The sequence below is a fragment of the Pseudofrankia sp. EUN1h genome (genome assembly GCF_001854645.1).
GTDB classification, from domain to species: Bacteria; Actinomycetota; Actinomycetes; order Frankiales; family Frankiaceae; genus Pseudofrankia; species Pseudofrankia saprophytica.
In genome coordinates this window covers 196,622-218,542 of the sequence record NZ_MBLN01000064.1, presented here as the reverse complement: position 1 = coordinate 218,542, position 21,921 = coordinate 196,622, and the positions used below count along the sequence as shown (strand labels likewise).

Annotated in this window: 20 protein-coding genes and 1 tRNA gene; 13 read left to right on the top strand and 8 right to left on the bottom strand. The window is 70.6% G+C overall.

Going from position 1 to position 21,921, the window contains the following annotated elements; translation table 11 throughout:
* Positions 1–34: 34 nt before the first annotated feature.
* Positions 35–1,207, top strand: a complete 1,173-nt coding sequence (locus BCD49_RS24520; protein WP_158072966.1) for an acyltransferase family protein — start codon at positions 35–37, stop codon at positions 1,205–1,207.
* Positions 1,208–1,693: 486 nt separating this feature from the next.
* Positions 1,694–2,566 (top strand): aldo/keto reductase, encoded by an 873-nt coding sequence (locus tag BCD49_RS24515; protein ID WP_027141391.1) that lies wholly within the window; start codon positions 1,694–1,696, stop codon positions 2,564–2,566.
* A 178-nt stretch (positions 2,567–2,744) separates the two neighbouring features.
* Here BCD49_RS24515 and BCD49_RS24510 read toward each other — a convergent pair whose 3' ends face one another.
* The 3 genes from BCD49_RS24510 to BCD49_RS24500 all read right to left on the bottom strand — a co-directional run bounded on the left by BCD49_RS24510 (position 2,745) and on the right by BCD49_RS24500 (position 6,635).
* Positions 2,745–3,911 (bottom strand): SGNH/GDSL hydrolase family protein, encoded by a 1,167-nt coding sequence (locus tag BCD49_RS24510; RefSeq protein WP_007507031.1) that lies wholly within the window; start codon positions 3,909–3,911, stop codon positions 2,745–2,747.
* A 631-nt stretch (positions 3,912–4,542) separates the two neighbouring features.
* A complete protein-coding gene (locus tag BCD49_RS24505) occupies positions 4,543–5,427 on the bottom strand; it encodes a COG4705 family protein (protein ID WP_007507027.1) in 885 nt (294 codons plus the stop codon).
* Positions 5,428–5,765: 338 nt separating this feature from the next.
* Positions 5,766–6,635, bottom strand: a complete 870-nt coding sequence (locus BCD49_RS24500; protein ID WP_071041951.1) for a COG4705 family protein — start codon at positions 6,633–6,635, stop codon at positions 5,766–5,768.
* A 181-nt stretch (positions 6,636–6,816) separates the two neighbouring features.
* Between BCD49_RS24500 and BCD49_RS24495 the strand changes: the two genes are divergently transcribed.
* Positions 6,817–7,707 (top strand): COG4705 family protein, encoded by an 891-nt coding sequence (locus BCD49_RS24495; RefSeq protein WP_007507023.1) that lies wholly within the window; start codon positions 6,817–6,819, stop codon positions 7,705–7,707.
* A 61-nt stretch (positions 7,708–7,768) separates the two neighbouring features.
* Here the strand turns inward: BCD49_RS24495 and BCD49_RS24490 are convergent, their stop codons facing one another.
* Both BCD49_RS24490 and BCD49_RS24485 read right to left on the bottom strand, forming a co-directional pair.
* Positions 7,769–9,088 carry a sensor histidine kinase gene (locus tag BCD49_RS24490; RefSeq protein ID WP_007507021.1) on the bottom strand — a complete coding sequence of 440 codons (1,320 nt, stop codon included), beginning with the start codon at positions 9,086–9,088 and terminating at the stop codon, positions 7,769–7,771.
* The gene (locus BCD49_RS24485; RefSeq protein ID WP_007507019.1) at positions 9,088–9,750 is read right to left on the bottom strand and encodes a response regulator transcription factor; all 663 of its coding nucleotides are present in this window, start codon (positions 9,748–9,750) and stop codon (positions 9,088–9,090) included. The genes BCD49_RS24490 and BCD49_RS24485 overlap by 1 nt, the downstream gene beginning before the upstream one ends.
* 353 nt (positions 9,751–10,103) lie before the next feature.
* Here BCD49_RS24485 and BCD49_RS24480 point away from each other — a divergent pair, with 353 nt between their 5' ends.
* The 5 genes from BCD49_RS24480 to BCD49_RS24460 all read left to right on the top strand — a co-directional run bounded on the left by BCD49_RS24480 (position 10,104) and on the right by BCD49_RS24460 (position 15,590).
* Positions 10,104–11,369: a sensor histidine kinase gene (locus tag BCD49_RS24480; protein WP_007507017.1), complete on the top strand. Its 1,266-nt coding sequence runs from the start codon at positions 10,104–10,106 to the stop codon at positions 11,367–11,369.
* Entirely contained in the window at positions 11,366–12,043 is a 678-nt protein-coding gene (locus tag BCD49_RS24475; protein WP_007507015.1) for a response regulator transcription factor, read from the top strand. The genes BCD49_RS24480 and BCD49_RS24475 overlap by 4 nt, the downstream gene beginning before the upstream one ends.
* A 150-nt stretch (positions 12,044–12,193) precedes the next feature.
* Entirely contained in the window at positions 12,194–13,102 is a 909-nt protein-coding gene (locus tag BCD49_RS24470; protein ID WP_035931242.1) for an ABC transporter ATP-binding protein, read from the top strand.
* Positions 13,099–13,902 carry an ABC transporter permease gene (locus BCD49_RS24465; protein WP_007507011.1) on the top strand — a complete coding sequence of 268 codons (804 nt, stop codon included), beginning with the start codon at positions 13,099–13,101 and terminating at the stop codon, positions 13,900–13,902. Before BCD49_RS24470 ends, BCD49_RS24465 begins: the two co-directional genes overlap by 4 nt.
* A 194-nt stretch (positions 13,903–14,096) precedes the next feature.
* The gene (locus BCD49_RS24460; protein WP_007507008.1) at positions 14,097–15,590 is read left to right on the top strand and encodes a purple acid phosphatase family protein; all 1,494 of its coding nucleotides are present in this window, start codon (positions 14,097–14,099) and stop codon (positions 15,588–15,590) included.
* A gap of 275 nt (positions 15,591–15,865) precedes the next feature.
* Here BCD49_RS24460 and BCD49_RS24455 read toward each other — a convergent pair.
* Positions 15,866–15,938, bottom strand: a tRNA-Asn gene (locus BCD49_RS24455).
* Between the two features lie 404 nt (positions 15,939–16,342).
* On the opposite strand from BCD49_RS24455, the gene BCD49_RS45260 reads away from it, so the two are divergent.
* The 5 genes from BCD49_RS45260 to BCD49_RS24430 all read left to right on the top strand — a co-directional run bounded on the left by BCD49_RS45260 (position 16,343) and on the right by BCD49_RS24430 (position 20,007).
* Positions 16,343–16,651 (top strand): hypothetical protein, encoded by a 309-nt coding sequence (locus BCD49_RS45260; protein ID WP_007507006.1) that lies wholly within the window; start codon positions 16,343–16,345, stop codon positions 16,649–16,651.
* 122 nt (positions 16,652–16,773) lie between these two features.
* Positions 16,774–17,157 carry a winged helix-turn-helix transcriptional regulator gene (locus BCD49_RS24445; RefSeq protein WP_007507004.1) on the top strand — a complete coding sequence of 128 codons (384 nt, stop codon included), beginning with the start codon at positions 16,774–16,776 and terminating at the stop codon, positions 17,155–17,157.
* 72 nt (positions 17,158–17,229) lie between these two features.
* Entirely contained in the window at positions 17,230–17,547 is a 318-nt protein-coding gene (locus BCD49_RS24440) for a GNAT family N-acetyltransferase (protein ID WP_007507002.1), read from the top strand.
* 303 nt (positions 17,548–17,850) lie between these two features.
* A complete protein-coding gene (locus BCD49_RS24435) occupies positions 17,851–18,885 on the top strand; it encodes a quinone oxidoreductase family protein (RefSeq protein WP_007507000.1) in 1,035 nt (344 codons plus the stop codon).
* A 315-nt stretch (positions 18,886–19,200) separates the two neighbouring features.
* Complete coding sequence (locus BCD49_RS24430; RefSeq protein WP_027141390.1) at positions 19,201–20,007, top strand: SAM-dependent methyltransferase; 807 nt, start codon at positions 19,201–19,203, stop codon at positions 20,005–20,007.
* 18 nt (positions 20,008–20,025) lie between these two features.
* Here the strand turns inward: BCD49_RS24430 and BCD49_RS24425 are convergent, their stop codons facing one another.
* Positions 20,026–20,673 (bottom strand): HD domain-containing protein, encoded by a 648-nt coding sequence (locus tag BCD49_RS24425; protein WP_027141389.1) that lies wholly within the window; start codon positions 20,671–20,673, stop codon positions 20,026–20,028.
* Between the two features lie 154 nt (positions 20,674–20,827).
* Positions 20,828–21,919, bottom strand: a complete 1,092-nt coding sequence (locus tag BCD49_RS24420) for an SRPBCC family protein (protein WP_007506986.1) — start codon at positions 21,917–21,919, stop codon at positions 20,828–20,830.
* Positions 21,920–21,921: the final 2 nt, after the last annotated feature.

Here is a 21,921-nt window from a genome sequence, read left to right as displayed (position 1 = left end):
GGTCCGAGGGAAGCCAGTACCATCGCTCACGGGGATGAGAATAATCGCCGCGCTCCTCGTCGCCGCCTTCCACATCGGCGCGCTGGCGCCGTTCTCGGACCCCTCCACCGCGCGCACCTACCATTCCATGTTCGGCCAGGGCGGATGGGCTGGCGTCACCTTCTTCTTCGTGCTCAGCGGATTCGTGCTGACCTGGGCCGCCCGTCCGACCGACACGGCAGTCGAGTTCTGGCGGCGGCGGGCGTTCAAGTTGTACCCGAACCACGTCGTCATCCTGGCCGCCKGGATCCTGCTGGTGCTCTATCTCGGAATCTTCCCGGGAGCTGGCGTCGCGATCGCCAACCTGTTCCTGGTGCACGTCTGGGACTGGCATTTCAAGACCTGGTGGGGCGTCAACCCCGTCTCCTGGTCGCTGTGCTGTGAGGTGTTCTTCTACGCATGTTTCCCGCTGATAATTGGGCTGGTGAACCGGGTGCGGCCGAGCCGGCTGTGGATAGGGGTGGCGGCGGTCACCGCGGCGATCGCCGCGGTGCCCTCGCTCGCCCAGGCGCTGATGCCCGACGAGGCGGTCAGCGCCGCGCTGCCGATCGGGGTCACCAAGCTGTGGTTCATCAACGGCTTCCCGCCGGTGCGCACTCTCGACTTCCTGCTTGGCATTTTCCTGGCCCGGATGGTCAAGGAGGGCCAGCTTTCCCGGCTGCCCCTGATGCCGGCCCTGGCGGTGGCGATCGGCGGGTACGTCCTGTCCACCCAGGTGCCCTATGAATACGGCCTCGCCGCGTGTACCGCGCTGCCGTTCGGCCTGCTGGTCGCGGCGGCGACCGAGGCCGACCTGCGGGGGCGGTTCTCGCCCTTCCGCAACGGACCCATGGTGTGGCTGGGCAAGATCTCCTATGCGTTCTACCTCTGGCACTACCTGGTGCTCATGTGGCTCGCCCACCTCTTCGCCGAGCACCAGCCACTGTCCACCGCCGGCAACCTCGGGTTCATCGCGCTCGCGCTGACCGTGGTCGTCCTGTTGTCGTGGGCGACGTACGGCTGGGTGGAGACGCCCATGATGCGCAGGTTCGCCGCGCCGCGTCGCCGTCCCGCGCCCGCTGCCCCGTCGCTGGACGTCCCGACGCAGCCGGGACCCGCCGCCCCGTCTCCTGACCTCCCGGCGCGGCCCGCGCCGCTGGCCGCCTGGGGGGAGGGACAGCAGCGCTGAGCGGGTAGGCGCCGACCACCCGGACATCCATGCTCCGCCGGACGGCGGGGGCACCGGCTGAGACACGCCGGTACCCCCGCCGTCTTTTGCGCTTCGGTGGATTGGCGGACCGCGGTGCGAGGCATCCGGCGCGAGGCGGTGTCGTCGGTCCCGCCTGGGCCGCCGGTCCCGCCTGGAACGGCACCGTCACCGACCGGGGCGGGCCCCGGCGACTGGGTCAAGGTCGAGCGGTTCCTCGTGGCGGTGCATCCCCGACGAGCGGCATCGCGGGCCCGGCGACTCTGCTCCGCGGCTTCGCAGCGTCCCGCGGCTCCACGTCCTCCCATGCCCACCATCCTAGCGCCTGTGCACTAGTTTTGTGGAGTGTTCTATCTATACATAGGACGAGTTTAGCTCGTTGTTCAGTACATGCACGCCGTGTAGCGTTCGTCGTCGGTGRCAGCCCGCCACCTTGCCCTACCCGCTCCGCAAAGGAAGGCGACTCCTGTGAGCATCCAGTCACCTGCGCGCCCCGCTGAGGCCTCTGGCCTGTTCCACCTCGGCGGTGATCTGCCCGTCCACCGTCTAGGACTGGGCACCATGCGACTRACCGGCCCTGGGATCTGGGGCGACCCGACCGATCCCGCCGAAGCGGTCCGCGTGGTGCGCCGCGCCCGCGAGCTCGGCGTCGACTTCATCGACACCGCCGCCGCCTACGGCCCTTTCGCCAGCGACAGGATCATCTACCGGGCGCTGCACCCTTACCCGGAGGACCTCGTCATCGCCTCCAAGGTCGGTCTCGCTCGGCCGGGGCCCGACCAGTGGCAGCCGGTGGGGCGTCCCGAGTTCCTGAGGGAGCAGGCGGAGAGCAGCCTGCGTCACCTCGGCGTGGACAGCGTGGGCCTGATGCAGTTGCACCGCATCGATCCGGAGGTCCCGCTGGAGGACCAGATCGGCGAGCTCGTACTCATGCAGCAGGAGGGCAAGATCCGTCACATCGGCCTGTCCGAGGTCGGGGTGGAGCAGATCGAGCAGGCCAGGCGGATCGCGCCGATCGTGTCGGTGCAGAACCTCTACAACCTGTCCGACCGTCATTACGAGGAAGTACTGCAATACTGCGAGCGTGAGGGCATCGCCTTCATCCCGTGGTTCCCGATCGCCAGCGGCGCCCTCGCGCAGCCCGACAGCCCGGCGCGGAAGGTCGCCGCGAACATCGACGCCACCGCCGCGCAGCTCTCCCTGGCCTGGCTGCTGCACCGCTCGCCGGTCGCGCTCCCGATTCCCGGTACGAGCACGGTCGCACACGTCGAGGAGAACACGCGCAGCGCCGAGATCAAGCTGACGGACGAGCAGTACCAGGCGCTCTCCGCCGCGGCCTGACCTCCGTGACCTGATTTCCGCCGCCGCGGTTCGGTGTCGGGTTCGCGGCCTCGACCGGTGGACTGGCGGGCCGATTCCGGGTCACACCTCATGCCGACCGACGAACGGAAAGCGGCCTCGGGCGGCCGCGCGGACCGCGCGGCCGCCCGAGGCCGTACGCAGAAGGTGGTACCAGGCGTTACAGGGCGGCGAGTTCGACGGCTTCCGCCATCGCCCGGTATCCGGCGTCGCTGAGGTGCAGTCCGTCGCCGGAGTCGTGGGCCGGGTCGAGCGCGTCGCCCAGTGCCAGGGCCAGGTCGACGACGGCGTCGTACGCTCCCGACTCGCGGATCCAGGTGTTGACCGCGGCGCGCTTGGCCTCGCTGCGCGACGTGGAGAAGGCCGAGCCCCGCATCGGCAGCAGCGTCGCCCCGACCGCTCGCAGGCCCGCGCCACGCGCCTGGCGAATCATCTCCAGATGCCCGTCGATGACCTGCTCCGCCGACACCTCGGTATAGGGCGCCAGGACCGGGAACGGCGAGTTCTGCTCGATCTCGCTGATCGCGACATCGTTGATCCCGGCGAGGATCACCACTGTGCCCACTCCAGGACGTTCCAGCACGTCGTGCTGGAAGCGGGCGGTGGCTCGGTCGCCGAGCCAGGCCGAGTCGACCGTCACCCGGTTGCCGCCGATGCCCTGGTTCAGCACGGGCCGCGGCCGTCCCGCCGCCACGAAGCGCTGGGCCAGCAGGTCGGGAAAGCGCTGGTCGGTATCGGGGGTGCTGCCGGTCCCATCGGTGAGCGAGTCGCCGAACACCACGATGCCGTCGGCGCTGCCGGCGGCCGCGGCGACCTCGATTCCGTCCAGGTAGTAAAAGGACTGCGAGGTCTCGGCGAAGGCCGTGCCCTCGGCGTCCGCGAGGTGGTCGCCCGCCGCCCGGTAGGTCGTGGCGAGCGCCTGGGCGTGGTAGGTCGCGGGACCGGAGGGCTCGGCCAGGTACAGCGAGACGGTCACCGACTCCAGCGCGTCGACGGGAGACCGCACCGCGTCGGTGACCAGGTCGGTACCCGCAGGAATGGTGAAGGCGGCCTTCCCGTCCGCGGTCAGCTCCCGAAGGGTGTCGGACTTGATCACGCTGCCACCCGCGGCGGACGCGATGGTGAGGCCCGCGACCCGGAGTGGCGCGGCGCCGTAACGGTTGGACAGTCGAACTCTCAGTGCGTTCGTGCCGACGCTCAATCGGACGGTCTGCCGGATCGTCTGGTCGGCGAAGCCCTCCTCGGACCAGTTCGGGACGAAGCCGGTGCCCGGCCGCTGCGGAGCGGTAGCCCAGGCTGCGGCCCAGCGGTGGTCCTGGTGGCTCATGCGGCGAACCCGGTGATCATGTCGGCGGCGGGATCGGGACGGTCGATGGTCGGGACGACGGTGCCCACGGGCGGACTCCTTCGATCGGGATCGGTCGTGCTGGGAGCGAGATGCGACAGCGGAAGCGGGTGGGGTGGGTGGGTCTCAAGGGTTGGTACGCGTTAGGACAGGCGCAGGCGCGTCGGTTATCGATCATGCGTGGCGTCTATTTTTATATCGCCATAAAATAACTATACGGCGTTCAGCTTTGACATGGCAGACCGTACCCCCAATGCCTTGGAGAGTCAAGAACGGCTGCTTGGGCGTGCGTCGCGCTCGGGCGGCCTCCGGCCCAGGGCGCGCAGGGCTGCGCTCCGACTCGCCCATGACCTGGAGTAACGGATTTCCTGAAGCGGCCTGAGCCATACGCCCGCCGCATGTAGGTGGCATATATCCGTGGTTCGCAGACGATCCGGCAAACAAACGGGGAAAGGGTCGGCTGGCGTGGCGGTGCCCGCTCGTTCCCCGCGTTCGCGGATATTCGGTCCGTTACGACTCTGGCCCGGCGATGCCGAGTTCGACGCCGGCCCGCGGGCCCGCACCGACATGCCGCTCGAACGAGCCCAAGACGGGGTCCGACTGGAGGTTCGGGTCAGGCCGCGCTGATCGGCGCCGTATTTGTTGGGACGGTGTTGGCGCGGCGCCTCTCCTGGGTGTGGGCGAACCCGACCAGGCCGAGCAGGAGCGTGAGCAGGACTGCCGACGACCCGAGGGTGCCGAGGGCGAGCCCGCCCTTGGATGCTGGTTTCGTCAGGAAGTCACCGACGGTCGCACCGAGCGGGCGGGTGAGCACGAAGGCGAGCCAGAACAGCGTCACGTTGGACGCCGCCGGGACGTATCTGAGGGCGAGCAACAGGCTGAGAAGCCCGAGTATGAGCAGTGCGCTTCCCGCGTAGCCGAGCCCCGAGCTGTCGGACAGGAAGTCGCCCATGGAGGTTCCCAGGGTATTTGACACGAGGATGGCCGACCAGAAGAAACTCTCGCCACGACGGGAGTCGATGTCCCGGATCGCGAACGTCAGTCCGGTGCGCCTCCATGCGACGAAGATGGCGATCAGCAGGGAGATCAGGATCGCCGCGCCGACCGGGTAGCCGAGACCGAGTCCCTGCGGACCCCAGCCCAGCGAGCTGGTTCCCTTGGCCAGATACTTCTCGCTCGCGTCGCGATTCATGAAGTCGGATATGGTGGTACCGGCCGTACTGGTGGACAGGATGACCGTCCAGTAAAAGAACGGGTTGTACACCCTCGACCGCAACTGGACGGCAAGAGTCACCACGAAGACGAGGATGAGTACGCCCGTCGTCAGGAAATATCCCAGCCGCAGGGTCTGTGCGAGCAGGTCGCCCGCGGTCTCGCCGAGCGTCGTCGCCGCGATCTTCATGATCCAGAAGGTCGCTGTGATCTCTGGAAGCTTTTTCGCTACATACGTGACTCTATCAAGAGAGTCGTACTGCTCGATTTTCGCCACTTGTGTCATTCTGTCTCCCGGGCATGGTTCGGTCGACCTTTCGCGTCCTGTGGGCGGCATGCCCGTGTGGAAAGGAAACTGGAATGCCGCCGGCGTCCGCGCGACCGAACGGTAAGCGCACCGAGATGTAAAGAAGATGTGAACGAAAATGCTGGAGTTGGCCTATTTATGTGATGAATTCCCGTTGGCGCGGCGGTCGCCCATCCAGCGGACACTGCGCCCGGTGCCCGTCGCTACCAGGGCGGCATGGCTCAACGCGGGGCTCCGGTGGTCCAAGGCCCGCCGGTGCCATCCCGTAGCGAGCGCGAACTGCGTTCCGCCCCTGACGACGACGTCGACCCTCTCGACTACACCTCGCCCGGATCGCGGTACGGGGCGCCGTACCGAGCGGATACGGATGCCTGCGTCTGGGGCGCCGTCAATGCCGGGCCCGCCGTCGCCGGCTGGCGCTGGACGTCGGTCCCGGTCCAGGCGAGATAGGCGACCAGGACGACGATGACCACCGTCGCGGCCACGGTGACGGTCCCGTCGCCGTAGCCGAGGCCGTGCTTGTCGGGTTCCTTGCCGAGGTAGTCGGCGATCGACGCGCCGAGCGGCCGGGTGAGCACGTAGGCGAACCAGAACGCGCCGACGGCGTTCATCCACCGAAGCCGGTAGGCGACGGCGGGGATGAGAATCGCGACGGCGAAGAAGCCGATCGACGCGAGATAACCGAGGTTGAGGGTGAAGGCCGTGAGATCTCCGGCTGCCGTGCCGAGCGCGAAGGTGGCGAGGACGGCGGACCAGTAGTAGATCTCGCGCTTATGGGTGACGATGCTGTGGATCGACAGCGACCGCTCGTTGCGACGCCACAGGTAGAAGATCGTGGCGAGTGCGACGGCGTAGAACAGGGTTGTGGCGGGGTAGGGCACGCCGAGGACGCGGTGGACGCCATCCGCCGCCATCGTGCTGAAGACGGCGACCATGGCCACCGCGAACCAGTAGACGGCGGTTACATAGCGGCGAGTTCGCAACTGCAGCCACATCGCCACCGTGAACCCGACGAGCCCCACCGCGCCCGCCAGCGGGACGCTGCGGTTGGYGAGAAAGTCGGACGCGGCCTCACCCATCCCGGTCGTGAGGATCTTGATGATCCAGAACATGGCGGTGATCTCGGGCACCTTGGGCGCGAGCCGCCTGACGGCGCGGCGCCTGCCGGCCCGGACTGACGGTGTCATGGACGTCCTCTTTCCGGTCTTTCGTTTCGTGGTGGGCGCGCGGGAGAAACCACGTCGACGTGGCCGCGTGTGGTGGACCTTCCGATGCATATCAGGTCCTGCCGGACCAGCCTTCCGGGCGGGGTCCGCGCGCCCGTCGCCAGTAAGGTTTTCGTCAGGTTGGCCGAGGCATTCTCGGCGCGTGAGCACCCCCACCTCAGCCACGACTGCTCGGGCCGCGAGCCGGCCGATTCTCAACAAGGTCCCAGAGATCACCGTCTACTTCTGGACAATCAAGATCCTGTGCACGACGGTGGGTGAGAGCGCCGCCGACTACCTCAACAGCACGCTGGGATTCGGGCTCGGAAACACGACGATCGTGATGTCCGTTCTGCTCGTCGCCTCGCTCGTGGCGCAGTTCCGGGTAGACCGATACGTCCCGGGCGTGTACTGGACCACGGTCGTCCTCATCAGCGTCGTCGGAACACTGATCACCGACAACCTGACCGATGGTCTGAGCGTCAGCCTCATCGTCAGCACGGTTTCCTTCTCCGTGCTGCTCGCGTTGACGTTCGTCGGGTGGTACCGCGTCGAGCACACCCTGTCGATCCACAGCATCGTGACGCGGCGGCGCGAGACCTTCTACTGGTTGGCGGTGCTGTTCACCTTCGCGCTCGGCACCGCCGCGGGCGACCTGCTGACCGACCGGCTGGGACTCGGCCTGTTCACGGCGGTCGTCATCTTCGCCGTCGCGATCGCGGTCGTCTACGTCGCACACCGGTGGTTCGGACTGGGCCCGGTCCTCTCGTTCTGGATCGCCTACGTGCTCACCCGGCCACTGGGTGGCTCGACGGGCGACTACCTCAGCGGCGCCACCGACGAGGGCGGCGCGGGGCTCGGCACCCTGGCCACCAGCCTGCTGTTCCTCGCCGCGATCGTCGCCACGGTGGTCTACCTGACCATCGCGAAGAAGGACCGTACGGAGCTCGTCCACACCGGTCCCAGCGGCGCGCCCGGCAGCGATCATGGCGGTGCCGTCCCCGCCGCGGCCGGAGAGTGGGACGCGGACAGGTCCGCCGTCGTCGAGCGCTGACGGCACGCGGACGCCCAGCAGCGGACGGCTTCGACGACGGTGACGGTCCGGCGGCGGTCCATCAGGCGTCGGGCAGCACGGGAAGCATGACCACCACGCGCCCTCCCGGCGCGGGGACGACCAGGACGTCACCGCCGGCGAGCTGAGCCAGCCGGCGCGCGAGCGGGAGACCGAGGCCCGCGCCGTCTCCGGTCGCGGCGGCGCCTCGGTATCCGGGTTCGAAGACCGCGTCCACCTCGTCGGGCGTGAACCCCGGGCCGTCGTCCGTGATGGCCACTTGAACAGCGCTGGCTCTGGTCGCCGCGGGATCGGTCTGGTCGATCCGGAGGGCTACGGCTGATCGGGCATGACGTAGCGCGTTGTCGACGATGGGTGCGAGGATCCGCTCCGCCAGGTCGGGGTCGCACAGCGCCGGCCGGGTGGCACCGTGGACGCTCATCCGCACGTGAGCGTGCCCCGTGGTGGCGGTTCGCGCGAGCCGCGCGGCGATCTCGGTGAGATCCGCGCTTCCCATCGTCGCGGTGCCGCTGGGCGCCTTCAGGAGGGTCTCGACCACGCCTGTGAGCTGGTCGACCTCGCCGATGACCCCCTTCAGGGCCGCCCGCAACGGCTCGGGCCCGGTGTCGTACCGGACGCTCGCCTCGGCGCTGGCGCGGATGCGAGCCAGCGGTGTCTTGAGCTCGTGGGCGATCTGTGAGGTGACCAGCGTCTCGTGTCGCAGACTCGCCGCCAACCGGGTGAGCAGGCCATCCAGTGTCGCGGCGAGGCCGGTGATCTCGTCGCGCGGCGGTCCCAGACCGAACCGCTGGTCCGGGTCATGCGCGCCCCAGTCACGGGCGCGCGCCGTCATCTCGGCCACGGGGTGAAGGGCCGAGCCGACCAGCCGGCGTACCAGGACGGCGGCTCCGGCCAGGATCATGACGTCGAGCACGATCGCCGCGCCGACGGCAAGCCGCTCGCTGTGGACGTAGGGTGCCAGGCTGAGCGCCACCACCACGGTGCCGACGCGTCGTGGGCCGTCCTGGACCGGCAACGACCGCAGCTCGACCTGGCCGATCACCCGCGTGGCCGGCCCGGATGACGCGAGCGCCGCCGCCGCCGAGTCCAAAGACCGCTCCACGGGCGGGCGTACCACTGACGACAGCCTGAGGTCGAAGAGCCACATCTCCGGCTCGATCGCCTCGTCGCCCGGTGTCTCCTCGAGTACCAGCCAGCCGGCGTCGACGGCGACCAGCGCCGCCGCCGATCGGGCACGCGACGCCAGCAGGGCGTCGGCGTCGTGGCGCAGCCAGCCGCGTAGCAGCAGCCAGAAGGCCAGGGTGAGCAGCGCGACCGAGACCGCGATGACCGCGACCGTGAGCAGCACCAGCCGCCGGCGCATCAGTCGAGCCGGTAGCCGACACCGCGCGCGGTCGCGATCGACGGGCGGCCGGCGACGTCGCGCAGCGCGCGCCGCAGCCTCGCGACGTAGCTGTCCAGGGTGTTCTCCCGCACGACGGAACCCGGCGGCCATGCGCTGGAGATCAACGACGCCCGCCGCACCACCTGGCCGCGCCGGCTGACGAGCGCCGCGAGCAGCCGGTACTCGGTCGGCGACAGCGGCCGCGTGCCGCCGGGGCCAGCCACGACGTGCCGGACCGGGTCGAGGACGAACTCGGTCGCGGCGGCGCCAGGTGCCCGGCGGACCAGCACATCCAGACGCGCGAGCAGTTCGTCGATCGCGAACGGCTTGGTCAGGTAGTCGTCGGCGCCGGCGCCGAAGCCGAGCACCTTGTCGGCGACCGAGCTTCTCGCGGACAGCAGCAGCGCCGGCGCCGCGACGCCGCGGCTGCGCAGCGCCCCCAGCAGGTCCCGCCCGTCCGTGTCGGGCAGCGCGACATCGAGGATCAGCGCGTCCGGCGACCCGGAGCCCGCCGCGCGCCGCAAGGCGTCGTGCCCCGTCACCGCGGACCACGCCACGTCGAACCCCTCGAGGCGCAGCACTCGCACGATCGTCGTGCACAGCACCTCATCGTCGTCGACGACCGCGACAACCCCGCGCATCAGCCGCCCAACCCCGCAGGCGACCCGACCGCCGACGGATGGGCGAACGCGACGCACCATGCGCGAGCGCGCTCAGGTGCCACGGCTGCCTCCACCCATCGTCGCGCCGACATTGCCGCAAGCTGCCACAGCCCGCTCCGCCAAGCCGGGGCGGGCAGCTCCGACGGTCCCGCCCGCCCAGGCTCGACGCATTGTCGGTCGACGAACATGTGAGCGCGATGAAAGGCACGGTCGGGTGCCACCGCCGCTGTGGGGAGCGAGCCGTGTTACGCGCACGTCGCGACCTGGGGTGGAGGCGCGGACGCGACCACGGGTGGATGTCCGGCGCCGGATCACGGCGGTACCGTCGGTGGATGACCCGCCAGGCTGGCCCGGCGGCGCCTGGGGCGGCGGGGCCGAACCCGCCGAGCGCTGAGGCGCCACCGAAGGCGAGCCCGCGGGCGGCGGGGCGCGCCTGGGCGCGCTCCGAGGCCGCCGGCGACCTCGACGCCAAGCGTGGCCTGGTCCCGGTGCTGGCGCTGGCGGTCGCGATCATGGCCGCCATCGCCGACCCGGGGCCGGCCCACGAGCTGGTCTTCCTGGCGGTGCCGGTCGTGGCCTTCGCCGGCTGGGGATATCTGCCGCGTGGCGAGCCGCGCTTCCCGCCCGCCGCGCTCCTCCTGCTCTGCAGCCTCACCGTGATGGTCTCGGTCGTCCTCGCGCAGCTCTCCGGCGGGCACGAACCGGTGATGTTCGAGGTGTCGATCCTCGGCCTGGTCGTCGGGCTCTGGTGTCCGTCGCTGGCACTCGCGCTTCCGCTGGGTCTGCTCGCGGCGGCGACACCCGTCGCGGTGTACCTCGTCCAGGACCCGGGCGAGGTCAACGTGGGCATCTGGATCCTGGGCATCGTCTTCCCCTGGGTTCTGGGACGCGCCAACGCGCGGGAACGCCGGCTCTCGGCGCTGCTCGACGACAGCCGTCGGGAGCTGGCGCATCAGTCCCTACTCGACGAGCGACGCCGGATCGCCCGGGACGTCCATGACCTGGTCGGGCATGGACTGGCCGCGGTCATGCTGCAGGTGACCAGCGCCCGGCACGTGCTGCATCGGGATCCGGTCGCGGCCGAGGAGGCCCTGCGGTCGGCCGAGGAGGTCGGCAGGCGCAGCATGCGGGAGCTGCGGCGGACCGTCACGCTCCTGCGCACCGATGAGGGGGCCACGACGGCGCCGCCGGTGTCGGCCGGTGACGTCGCGGTCCTCATCGACGAGGCCCGCGCCGGCGGTCTCGCGGTCGAGCTGCGGATGCGCGGGAACCTCGCCGACCTTCCGGCCGGGATCGGGGTCGCGGTGTACCGGATCGCGCAGGAGGCGCTCGCCAACGCGGCGCGCCACGCGCCGCGGGCCCGCACCGACATGCTGCTCGAACGGGCGGAGGACGGGATCCGGCTGGAGGCCACGACGGTGGGGCCGATGCTGGCGGCCTCGGCCGGTGAGCGGGACCGGCCGCGCTACGGCCTGGCGGGGATGCGCGAGCGGGCGACCGTGCTCGGCGGCGCTCTGAGCGCCGGACCGGCCCCGGATGGCTGGCGGGTGAGCTGCTGGCTGCCCGTGGACGCGGCCGACGGAGGTCTGGTCTCGTGATCCGGGTGGCGATCGTCGACGACCAGGCCATCATCCGGGCCGGGCTCGCGCGGATCCTGTCACCGGCCGACGGGTTCGAGGTGATCGCCGAGTGCGCCGACGGCCGGCAGGCGGTGGACCGCCTGCCGGCGCTGCGGCCGGACGTCGTTCTCATGGACATCCGCATGCCGGTTCTGGACGGCATAGCCGCGACCGCTCGGCTGCGGGCCGCCGCGAACGGGTCGGCGCACGGACTGCTGGTTCTCGTGCTCACGACGTTCGACGAGGACGAGTTGCTGTGGGGAGCCATCGAGGCCGGCGCCGCCGGGTTCGCGCTCAAGGACTCGGCGGCCGAGGACCTGATCGCGGCGGTGCGCACGGTCGCCGCGGGCGGTGCCTGGTTCGCCCCGGGAGTCGCCACCAGGGTGCTGGACCACTACCGCAGGCTGGTGGCACCGGCCGCCCGGCGGTCGACCCGGCTGGACGCGCTCTCGGACCGAGAGAGCGCCGTGCTGCGGCTGATGGCCCGCGGTGCCACGAACGGGGAGATCTCCGCGGCCCTGCACGTGGCCGAGGCGACCGTGAAGACCCACGTCGGCGGGATCTTCACCAAGCTCGGCGTGCGTGACCGCGCCGCCGCCATCGTGTTCGCCTACGACCATGGTGTCGTGGCACCCGGCGGCGACCTGCTGTAGCGCCGCATGGTGCCACGGCACCTAGCCGGGCCGGACGGCGGCGATCCCGCGGTAGCGGCCCCCGGGGTCGGGGTCCGACCACGGGATGACCGCGGTTGGGGCCCGCGGGCCGAAGCGGGGGCGGCCCGGCGGCACCTAACGTTCGGCGCCATGAGCAACGTAGCGATCGAGGTCGAGGACCTCCGCCGGGCGTACGGCGGCCAGCCGGTGCTGCGCGGGCTGTCCTTCACCGTCCACACCGGCGAGATCTTCGGCCTCGCCGGCGCCAACGGCGCGGGGAAGACCACCACCGTCGAGATCCTTCAGGGGCTGCGCCGGCGGGACGGCGGCCGCGTCGAGGTGCTCGGGCTCGACCCGGACCGGGACCGCTCGCGGCTTCGCCCGCTCCTCGGCTCCCAGCTACAGGCATCGGCGCTGCCGGATCGCCTGCGGGTCGGCGAGGCACTGCGGTTGTTCGCCCGCCTGGCAGACGACCGCGTCGACTGGCGGACGCTGGCCGAGCAGTGGCGGCTCGGCCCGATGCTGCGCAAGCCGTTCGGCACGCTGTCCGGCGGGCAGCGCCAGCGGCTGTTCCTCGCCCTCGCGCTGGTCAACCGGCCGCGGCTCGTGTTCCTCGACGAGCTGACCCAGGGCCTGGACCCGGCCGCCCGGCAGGAGACCTGGCGCCTGGTCGAACAGGCGCGCGACCAGGGAGCGACGGTCGTCCTCGTCAGCCATGACCTGGACGAGGCCGAGCGCCTGTGCGACCGGGTCGCCGTCCTCGCCGACGGCGCGCTGCTCGCCTGCGGGCGGCCCGTCGACCTGACCGGCGCGGCCGCGGGGGTCACCGTCCAGTTCGCGGCGCCGAGCGCCGTGGCGCTCGCGGGCCTGGTCGAGCTGCCCGGGGTCACCGAGGTCGCCTACGACGGCGAGGCCGCGTCCGTGGCCGTCGCCCCGGAGGCGGTCGTCCCGCTCGCGGCCGAGCTCGACCGCCGCGGCCTGCGGCCAGCCGACTTCACCGTCCGCCGCGCGTCCCTGTCCGACACCGTCGTCGCCCTGCTGACCGGAGACCACCGATGACCATCACCGTGCCCGCCAGCGACCCCACGAAGACCGGGCTTTCCGCGAAGACCAGCCGCCGCACCGCGAAGCTCGGCGCGCTCGCCCTGACCGAGACCCGGCTGCTCACCCGCGACTGGACCCTGCTCGTGTTCGCCTTCCTCTTTCCGCCGTTCACCATGCTCGTCCTCGCGGGCGTCTTCGGCAGCGAACCCGACGACGGGTTCGCCATGCGGCGGCCCGACGACTACTACGTCGCCGCCTCGACCGGCGTGTCGGCGATCGCGCTCGGGCTCATCGGGTTGCCGGTCGCGCTCGCGTCCTACCGCGAACGCGGGGTGCTACGTCGGTTCGAGGCGTTCGGTGTCTCCACCGCCCGGGTCGTCGCCGCCCAGGCCGCCGTCACCTGGGGTCTGATGATCATTGCCGTCGCGCTCGTGCTGGCGGTGGCTGCGCCCACCTACGGCATCTCCGTGCCCGAGCACCCCTGGCAGGTTCTGCTCGGGTTCGTCGCCGGCAGCGGCACACTCGTCCTGCTCGGGGTCGCCATCGGCCTCGCCGTGCCGACCGCGCGCGCCGCGCAGGCCGTCGGACTGATGACGTTCTTCCCGCTCTACCTGCTCGGCGGCGGCGGGCCGCCCCGAACCGTCATGACCAGCACGATGCGCTCGATCTCCGACGCCCTGCCGTCGATCATCCCGGCCATCGTCGACCCGTGGCTCGGCATCGCCTCAGTCGGCGACCATCTCATCCCTCTCACGGCGTGGGCCGTCGTCGCCCTGGCCGCGATTCTGTGGCTCACCCGCCGCCCGCGGACATAGGGCAAAGTAATGGCTCGCGGAGCTGGCAGCGGCCCGGTCGGTGGTCACCTCGACCGGGCCGCGGCCGTGCGACAGCGCCACGGTTTCCTGGCCCATACGGCGGGCCTGGCCGCCCCAACGCGCGCCGCGTTCGTACCGCGAACGGTCAGGACGATTTCACCCGCCTGTCGGAACCCCCGCGGGAGAATGCCGCCGTGCCCTGCCGCTGCCACAACACCCGCCGCGACCTGCTGCGATGGTCCGCTCTGATCGCCGCCGCGCCACTCGTCGCCTGCTCCGACCGGGACGAGTCCGTCGCCCGGGCCACCGCGGCCGCGACGACGGCCGGCGTCGACCCGCGCACGGTCAGCCCGGTGAACCTGGAACTGGTCACCCTCACCGAGACCAGCGCAGTGATCACTTGGTATACCGGTGTCCCCGGCACGGACGACGGCACCAAGCGGATGGTGCCCAAACCCGCCGACGGGCAGGTCTCCTACGGCACCAGCCCATCCCGGCTGACCATGACCGCGCACGACGAGGGTGGGCCGACCCCGTACCACTACGTCGAGCTGACCGGGCTCGAGCCGGGCCAGACCTACTACTACCGGGCAGCCTCCGCCGGCAAGCCCGCGACTCCCACCCCGTTGCCCCTGGTGAACGGCAACGCGGCGGGGACCGCCGCACCGGCCGGCGCGGACGGCCCCTTCACCTTCACCACCCCGCAGCCGCCGCCGGGACGCCACCTGTTCTCGATCGCACTGTGCAACGACCTGCACCTCGGTGAGACCGTCGCCGGCCTGGTCGGCGGCACCTCCATCAAGGGCCTCTCCCAGCAGCCCGGGCTTCGGCCGTACCCGGAGGTCATGGCCGAGGGGCTGGTCGCCGAGGCCACCGCCCGCGGCGCCAACTACCTGCTCGCCGCGGGCGACCTGTCCAGCGAGGCCGCCCCCGCCGACGTCACCCGGGTCCGGACGCTCCTCGACCGTTTCGGCACCTACCGGCAGGACTACTTCGTCGCCCGCGGCAACCACGACCGGGCGCACGCCGGCGCGGCCTACGCCGGCTGCGGCGCCGGCGAGTGGCAGGGCAACGACTGCTTCCGCGACGACTTCTTCGCGGGCTCGGCGCCGACGTACTTCTCCCACGACCTCCACGGCCTGCACCTGGTCGGGCTCGACACGTACGACAAGGCGGGCAACGGCGGCGACGCCGGTGGGATGTCCGCCGCCCAGCAGTCATGGCTGACCGCCGACCTGAAGGCACACCGCGACCAGCCGACGATCGTCTTCGGCCACCACCCGCTGGTCGTCAGTGGGACGCCCTTCGGCGGCGGTGCGGGCAGCATGCTCGACGCCACGCAGGCCACCCAGCTGCTGGCGACCTACGCGTCGACCCCCGGCGTGTTCCTTCACCACGCCGGACACACCCACCGCAACCACCGGACGGTCAGCCCGGCCGCGCCTGATGTGGTCCTGCAGGAGGTCTGCGCGACCAAGGAGTACCCGGGCGGCTTCTCCCTCCTGCGTGTCCACGCCGGCGGGTATGCGCTGAACTTCTACAAGTCGCGCACGGACCTGGCCCGCGAGTGGAGCGAACGCAGCCGGCAGGAGCTCACCGGCCTATGGCCGCAGTTCTCGCTGGGCGCCGCGGTCAGCGACCGCAACAGCGTCACCTCGCGGGACCTGTCCGGGCTCACGCCCGCCTGAGCTATGAGCGCGAGTTCGGCGGTCCGAAAGCGGCGCCCTTCAACCGTCACCAGATGCTCCTAGCGGCGCCTCCCCGATGCGATGATATTGCCCTGAGCTCCGGCTCGGGTTTCATCGAGGTCGCGCGGCGCCTGACGGCGTGGCTGGCGACGCGAGTAACGGCGCGTGACTGAAGTGGTCCGGACTCCGCTAACCCTGGTTCTTGCAAAGCGCGGGGTAAGTGCGGGATGATCTACGGGATTTGATTCGTCATCAGGCATTTTGCCTGGTAGAGGCTCCCGCGATAGGACTCGAACCTATAACCTGCCGGTTAACAGCCGGCTGCTCTGCCAATTGAGCTACGCGGGACCGTTCGCTTCGTCGGGGCCGATCGTACCGGTGGCGGAGGCCTCCGGGGGGATCATGCTGGGTCCGACTGGCTGTGGCCAGCTTACCGGAGGTTCGGCGGGTCGGTCTCCTGGGTAAGTCGAGTTGACGGGTCGTTGCCTCGCGCTGTGCTCCGGTGGCTCGCGCCGGCTGTGGTGATCGAGAGCCGGCGGCTGTCGGTGCCACCCGGTACTGTCCGTTGTGGTCGTGGTGGGTCGGGCTGACGTTGATCGTCTGACGCGCGGGTGGTCTTCGAGGCGGCGGGGGTCTCGGGGCGGGAGCCCGGGCGCGCGAACGGTGTGACGGTGCCGTCGGCCCGCGGGGGACGGCCGCGCTACAGCCAAGCATCCGGCCCGGCTCTGCTCGGTTCAGCCTTGGGAGGCAGCATGCGGATCCGCCCCTCGGTCGCCCTCGCGTTCGGGGTCGGCTATCTGTTCGGCACCCGGGCCGGCAGGGAGAGCTACGAAGAGATCGCCCGACAGTCTCGGCTGGTGTGGGATCGCCCGGAGGTACAGAGCGTCGCCGGCATCGTCTCGGCGCAGGTCGGCGGGGTCTACCGGCGTGCCAGATCCACGCTGGGTGGCAACGTGGCAAAGGGGCACGGTGACGGCCCGGGCCGGGCCGCCGACCGGTTCGCCCCGGCTGGCCGCACCACCCCGAAGTCAAACGGGTTCGACGTCTCCACCACGCCCTGACACTGGCCTGTTCCACGCCTCCACCGCGGGTTTGCCGCAGAGCCCGCGGAATGTATCGATCTTGACAGATGAGATCTTGATGGCTGACTGGCGACGACGTATGAGCGAATCGTGACGAGACGATGAGCCGGTCCGGCTCCCGGCCGGCGCCGGAGGGGCGTGCCGCGGGCGGTACCGATCTTCCACTGGCCACGCTGCTCGACCTGCTCGGCCGCCGRCACTGTCTGGCGATCTTCTGGAGCCTGCGGACCGCGCCACGGTCCTTCCGCGCCCTGGAGACGACGCTGGACGCGCCGTCAGCCCAGCTAAGCCAGCGAGCGCGCGAGCTACGCGAGGCCGGCCTGATAGAGGTCGACGAGGCCGGCGACTACCGGCTCACCGGGCACGGCCGCCGCCTGCAAGGCCTGCTCGAACCACTCTCCGACTGGGCGCACGACTGGACCGCTCTCTCGGCCCGCCAGCGCGTTCCCCGGGGCTCTGCCACACGTGCCCGCGACGAGCCCTGATCGTGCGTCCTCCAAGCCTGGCAGGCTGAGGGATAGACGGACCCCGACGGATCCGAGGCGAGGAGAGATCGAATGACAGAGAAGCGCACGCTGACCGACGTGCCGGCGCGACGTCGGTTCGAACTGGACATCGACGGCGCGCTGGCCGGCTTCGTGACCTACTCCCTGCATCCGGGGATCATCGCCTTCAACCACACGGAGACGGAGACAGGGTTCGAAGGGAAGGGAGTCGGCAGCGAGCTCGCCCGAGGCGCGCTCGACGCCGCCCGCGCCCGTCAGCTGAAGGTCTGGCCGCGTTGCCCATTCATCCGCGGCTGGGTCGAGCGCCACTCCGACTACGCCGACCTCATCGACCCCGAATGGCACGCCGACCACGAGCCTGCCCACTGACCGCACACCGGCCGAGATCCGGACACCGCCCCAGATCCAGCGCCGCGGCTTGACAGAACGGTCCAGGAACGCCGTGATGACCTCGACGAGGCCGCGGTCGGCCGCCAGCCCGGCATCACCACCTGGTCAGGTCGCGAGGCCACCACATGACCAGATGGCCGAGCCCGGCCAGATTGCCAGGTGGCCAGCTGCCAGGTCGGTCGGTCGACAGGTAGGCCCTGGTGCTGGCCGCCGACGCGCCTCTCGCATGGCCCACGCGGGGGCATTTGCCCACGCGGGCGAGACGACGGAGGTCAGGCGGACATGAAGGCGCTACAGGTCACCCGGCACGGCGATCCGACCGAGGTGCTCGACGTGGTCGACGTCGAGTTACCCGAGCCCGGTCCCGGCGAGGTGCGCATTCGGGTCGGGGCGGGCTCCCTCAACTTCAACGACATCGATCGGTGCCGGGGCAAGCTGGTCTCGGTCCCGGTGCCACCGCCGTACACGTTGGGCATGGACGTCTGCGGCGTCGTCGACGCGGCCGGCGACGGCGCGGGGGAGTGGGTGGGCCGGAGGGTCGTCGCGATCACGAGGAACGCGATCGGCGGGCTCGCCGAGTACGCGATCGCGCCCGCGGTTTCCGTGTTCGACGCGCCGACCGGCCTGGACGACGCCGAGGCGGCCGCATTCCTCCTGCCGTTCCACACCGGCGCACTTGGCCTGTTGCACCGTGCGCGGCTTACCGCGGGCGAGACGCTGCTGGTTCATTCTGGCGCGAGTGGCCTCGGTACGGCGGCCATCCAGCTCGGCAGGGCCGTCGGTGCCCGGGTCATCGCCACGGTCTCCAGCCCCGAGAAGGCGGAGCTGTGCGCACGGCTCGGCGCGGACCTGGTGGTCGACCACACCACGGACGACTTCGCCGAGGTTGTACTCGACTACACGGGCGACGCCGGGGCGGATGTCGTCTACGACCTGGCCGGTGGCGCCTTCGTGGGCAAATCCTGGACCTGCGTCGCCCGCGACGGCCGCTACCTTCCGATCGGCTTCGCCGACGACCCGGAGAACGGGATGACGGGCAGGCCACTGCGGCTCGCCTGCGTCGGCAACTTCTCGGTGGTCGGTGTCATGCTCGCCTGGGTCGACCAGGTCGACCCGGGAATGCGCCGCTTCGGGTTCAACCCGTTCGGCCGGAAGACCGCCGACGAGGTGCACGGGGGCCTGCTGGGCCTGCTCGCCGCCGGAACCATCCGCCCGCATGTCGGCCGCCGCGTCGGGCTCGACGGCGCCGCCGGCGCGCTCGGCGACCACGAACGCCGCCGCGCGATCGGCCGCACCGTCGTCGAGATCACGTCCTGACGCCGGAGGCGCTGGCCGTCACGGCCCGGCTGGCCGTCACGGGCGCGGCTGGCCGTCACGGGCGCGGCTGGCCGTCACGGGTGTGGCTGGCCGTCACGGGTGCGGCCGGCCGTCACGGGTGCGGTCGGCCGTCACAGGCCCAGGCTGGTTCCGCCCCAACGGCGGCCGACCGCCGCCGCACCGACCCGCCGCCGCGATGTCAAATGTGTAACGGTACTGTGTCCGTCTGGGTTGAGAGCCTTGGTGCAAGGCGTCTGGATGTACCATCACCAGAAAGGGAACAACCCGACAGACACATACGGATCGGACAGCCGCGTGTCCAACCCCCCGGCGTTGCCCGCCGCCAGCCTGGCGGCGTCGCTCAACGTGTCCGTGCCTCATTCGGCCCGGATGTGGAACCGCTGGTTGGGTGGGAAGGACCACTTTCCCGCCGACCGTGTCGCCGCCGATCAGGCGGCCGAGATCTTCCCGGAGATCATCGACATCGCGCGCAGTTCGCGGCGCCTTTTGCATCGGGTTGTGACCCACCTCACCGTTCGTGAGGGTATCCGGCAGTTCCTTGATGTCGGTACCGGGCTGCCCACGGCCGACAACACCCACGAGGTGGCGCAGCGCGAGGCGCCCGAGAGCCGGGTCGTGTACGTCGACAACGACCCGCTCGTCCTGACGCACGCTCGTGCCCTGCTCGTCGGCACGCCCGAGGGGGTCACCTCCTACATCGACGCCGACGTGCGCGACCCGGAGACGATCCTGCGCGAGGCCCGCGGGATCCTCGACTTCACCAAGCCCATCGGGCTCGTCCTGTTCGGCGTCATGGCCAACGTCGTCGACGACGACGAGGCGTACGCCATCGTGCACAAGCTCGTCGACGCCCTCCCGAGTGGCAGCTACCTGGCACTCAACGACGGCACCGAAAGCCCGGAGCGCTCTGAGGCGGTGCGGCGCAACGAACGCATCGGGGCCGCCCCCTACCGCTCCCGCACGCCGGAAGAGCTCGCCCCTTTCTTCGACGGCCTCGAGCTGCTGCCGCCCGGCATCGTCTCGACCCCCCTGTGGCGCCCCGGCAAGCGCGCCCGCGGCAAGGCCCTGGCCTCCCACTGCGGCCTGGCTCGCAAGAACTGACAGGCGCGCCCCCGACCGCTACTCGGGCCAGGGGGAGTTCAGGATCGTGTCGACGAAGTTGGCGCGGTGGAAGTCGGGCACGAGACGTTCCAGGACGTCGGCCTTGACATTGCCGAAGGTGGTCTCCGGCCTGGGGGCGATGCCGGCGGTGAAGGCCCGGAGGATCTGGTTCTTGAAGTCGGGCCTGGGGTGCAGCGTGGTGATGGCCGCCCGGTCGGCTTCGCTGATGTCGCCGTAGCCGATTCCCAGCACGTCGTACTCGACGCCGGCGGTCACCAGGGCGACCTCGGGCTCCATGAACCGCGGGATGCCAGGGGTCGTGTGCAGCGCGATGGCCGTCCACACGCGCCGGATGCTGTCCTCGGGAACGCCATGCCGCTGCAGGAATCGGCGCGCCTCGTCCGCGCTGTCCACCTCGAAACGCCGGCCGCTCCCGCGAAACCGTTCGCCCAGGCCGAGGTCGTGGAACATCGCCCCGATGTAGAGCAGCTCCGGGTCGAAGCTAAGCCCGTGGTTGCGGCCCTGCAGGCTGCCGAACCAGTACACCCGCCGTGAATGGTGGTACACGAGGTCGTCCGTGGCCTCGCGTACCAGTTCTGTGGCCTCCACGGCCAAGGCCGTGTCCGGTACGGCCACATCGGCGACCTTGTCCCTGGTAATGGACATGAACCCCCCCGCCGGAACGTCCCGCTGCACCGTCGACCCATTCACGATGACGCCGCCCCCGCGGCTCCGCACCTCGGCGCGGCAGGCCCTTCCCACGCCGCGATCGAGCTCGTCCTGGTGTGGTCACGCAGGGAGTCCCCGGATCAGGCTGGAGTCAAGCCCGGGCCGGCTCAGGCACTTCGGTCCCCTCGCCCGCCTCCTCGTCCGTGGCGTATGCCTCGCCCCGGTCGGGTTCCTCGCCGGCCTCCTGAGCTTCGGTTTCCCGCTCGTCGGGCTCTCGGTCCTCGGGCGCTTGGTCCTCGGTTTCCTGGTCCTTGGCTTCCTGGCCTGCGGGCTTCCGGTTCTCGGCCTTCGGAGCGGTCGCCTCGCGCTCTTCGGACCCGCCGGTGTCCGTCTCCTGGGCCTCCGCTTCCCGCGGCTCGGCATCCTGGTCCTCTTCCCCGGGCTGGCGGACGACCGCGCCGTCGCGGATCTCGCCGCGCCACGATCCACTGGCCTCGCCCTTGATGGTGATGAAGCGGCCGAAGTGCTTCAGGTCGAGGCGGGTGCGGCGGCCTCCGGCGCGCCAGAGGTTGCCGATCTTCTCCATGAACCCGCTCGAGTAGTACTCCATGGTCAGCGCCACCCGCGTCAGATCGTCCGCGAGCGGATGGAACGTCACCGTGCCCTTCGTCGTCCCCTTGGCGCCTTCCGTCGTCCAGGTGATCCGCCGGTCCGGGATCTGTTCGAGGGTCTTTCCCTGCCAGGTCCGCCGGGACTTGAAGACCTTGACCCGCCAGTTCTGCTCGGTCTCGCTCTTCGGGTCGACGCTCTCGACACCCTTCATGAACTTCGGGAATTCCTGGAACTGCGTCCACTGGTCGTAGGCGGTGGAGACCGGGACCCCCACGTCGACGGCCTCCATGATGTGGGTGACCTTCGGCGGTCCAGGGTCCTTGGTGCTACCCGCCTTGCCCGCGCCGCCGCCGCCGAGGGCGTTCTTCGCCTTCTGCTTCAGCGCACTCAGCGCCGTCGACGTCATCGCCTTGCCCGGGGACTCGCCCGCGGCGAGCTTCTTGACACCTTCCGCCGCGGGTCCCAGCCCTTCGGTCGCGGAACCGAGACGTTCGCCGACCTGCCGGACGGCCTTCTGGCCTTCTGCGGCGAGCAGGCTTTTCACCTCCTGCATGAGGTGTTCGGTGGCCGGGTTACGCAGGAGCACGCCGGCCAATCCGTTTCCGTGCGCATGTCCGTTGGACTCCGACATAT

What these genes read in the sequence shown, in the direction of transcription:
- BCD49_RS24465 (WP_007507011.1), top strand. Translation starts at nt 13,099, where the DNA reads ATGACCATCACCGTGCCCGCCAGCGACCCCACGAAGACCGGGCTTTCC.
- BCD49_RS24510 (WP_007507031.1), bottom strand. Translation starts at nt 3,911, where the DNA reads ATGAGCCACCAGGACCACCGCTGGGCCGCAGCCTGGGCTACCGCTCCG.
- BCD49_RS24470 (WP_035931242.1), top strand. Translation starts at nt 12,194, where the DNA reads ATGAGCAACGTAGCGATCGAGGTCGAGGACCTCCGCCGGGCGTACGGC.
- BCD49_RS24485 (WP_007507019.1), bottom strand. Translation starts at nt 9,750, where the DNA reads ATGCGCGGGGTTGTCGCGGTCGTCGACGACGATGAGGTGCTGTGCACG.
- BCD49_RS24440 (WP_007507002.1), top strand. Translation starts at nt 17,230, where the DNA reads ATGACAGAGAAGCGCACGCTGACCGACGTGCCGGCGCGACGTCGGTTC.
- BCD49_RS24425 (WP_027141389.1), bottom strand. Translation starts at nt 20,673, where the DNA reads ATGTCCATTACCAGGGACAAGGTCGCCGATGTGGCCGTACCGGACACG.
- BCD49_RS24420 (WP_007506986.1), bottom strand. Translation starts at nt 21,919, where the DNA reads ATGTCGGAGTCCAACGGACATGCGCACGGAAACGGATTGGCCGGCGTG.
- BCD49_RS24435 (WP_007507000.1), top strand. Translation starts at nt 17,851, where the DNA reads ATGAAGGCGCTACAGGTCACCCGGCACGGCGATCCGACCGAGGTGCTC.
- BCD49_RS24480 (WP_007507017.1), top strand. Translation starts at nt 10,104, where the DNA reads ATGACCCGCCAGGCTGGCCCGGCGGCGCCTGGGGCGGCGGGGCCGAAC.
- BCD49_RS24490 (WP_007507021.1), bottom strand. Translation starts at nt 9,088, where the DNA reads ATGCGCCGGCGGCTGGTGCTGCTCACGGTCGCGGTCATCGCGGTCTCG.
- BCD49_RS45260 (WP_007507006.1), top strand. Translation starts at nt 16,343, where the DNA reads ATGCGGATCCGCCCCTCGGTCGCCCTCGCGTTCGGGGTCGGCTATCTG.
- BCD49_RS24505 (WP_007507027.1), bottom strand. Translation starts at nt 5,427, where the DNA reads ATGACACAAGTGGCGAAAATCGAGCAGTACGACTCTCTTGATAGAGTC.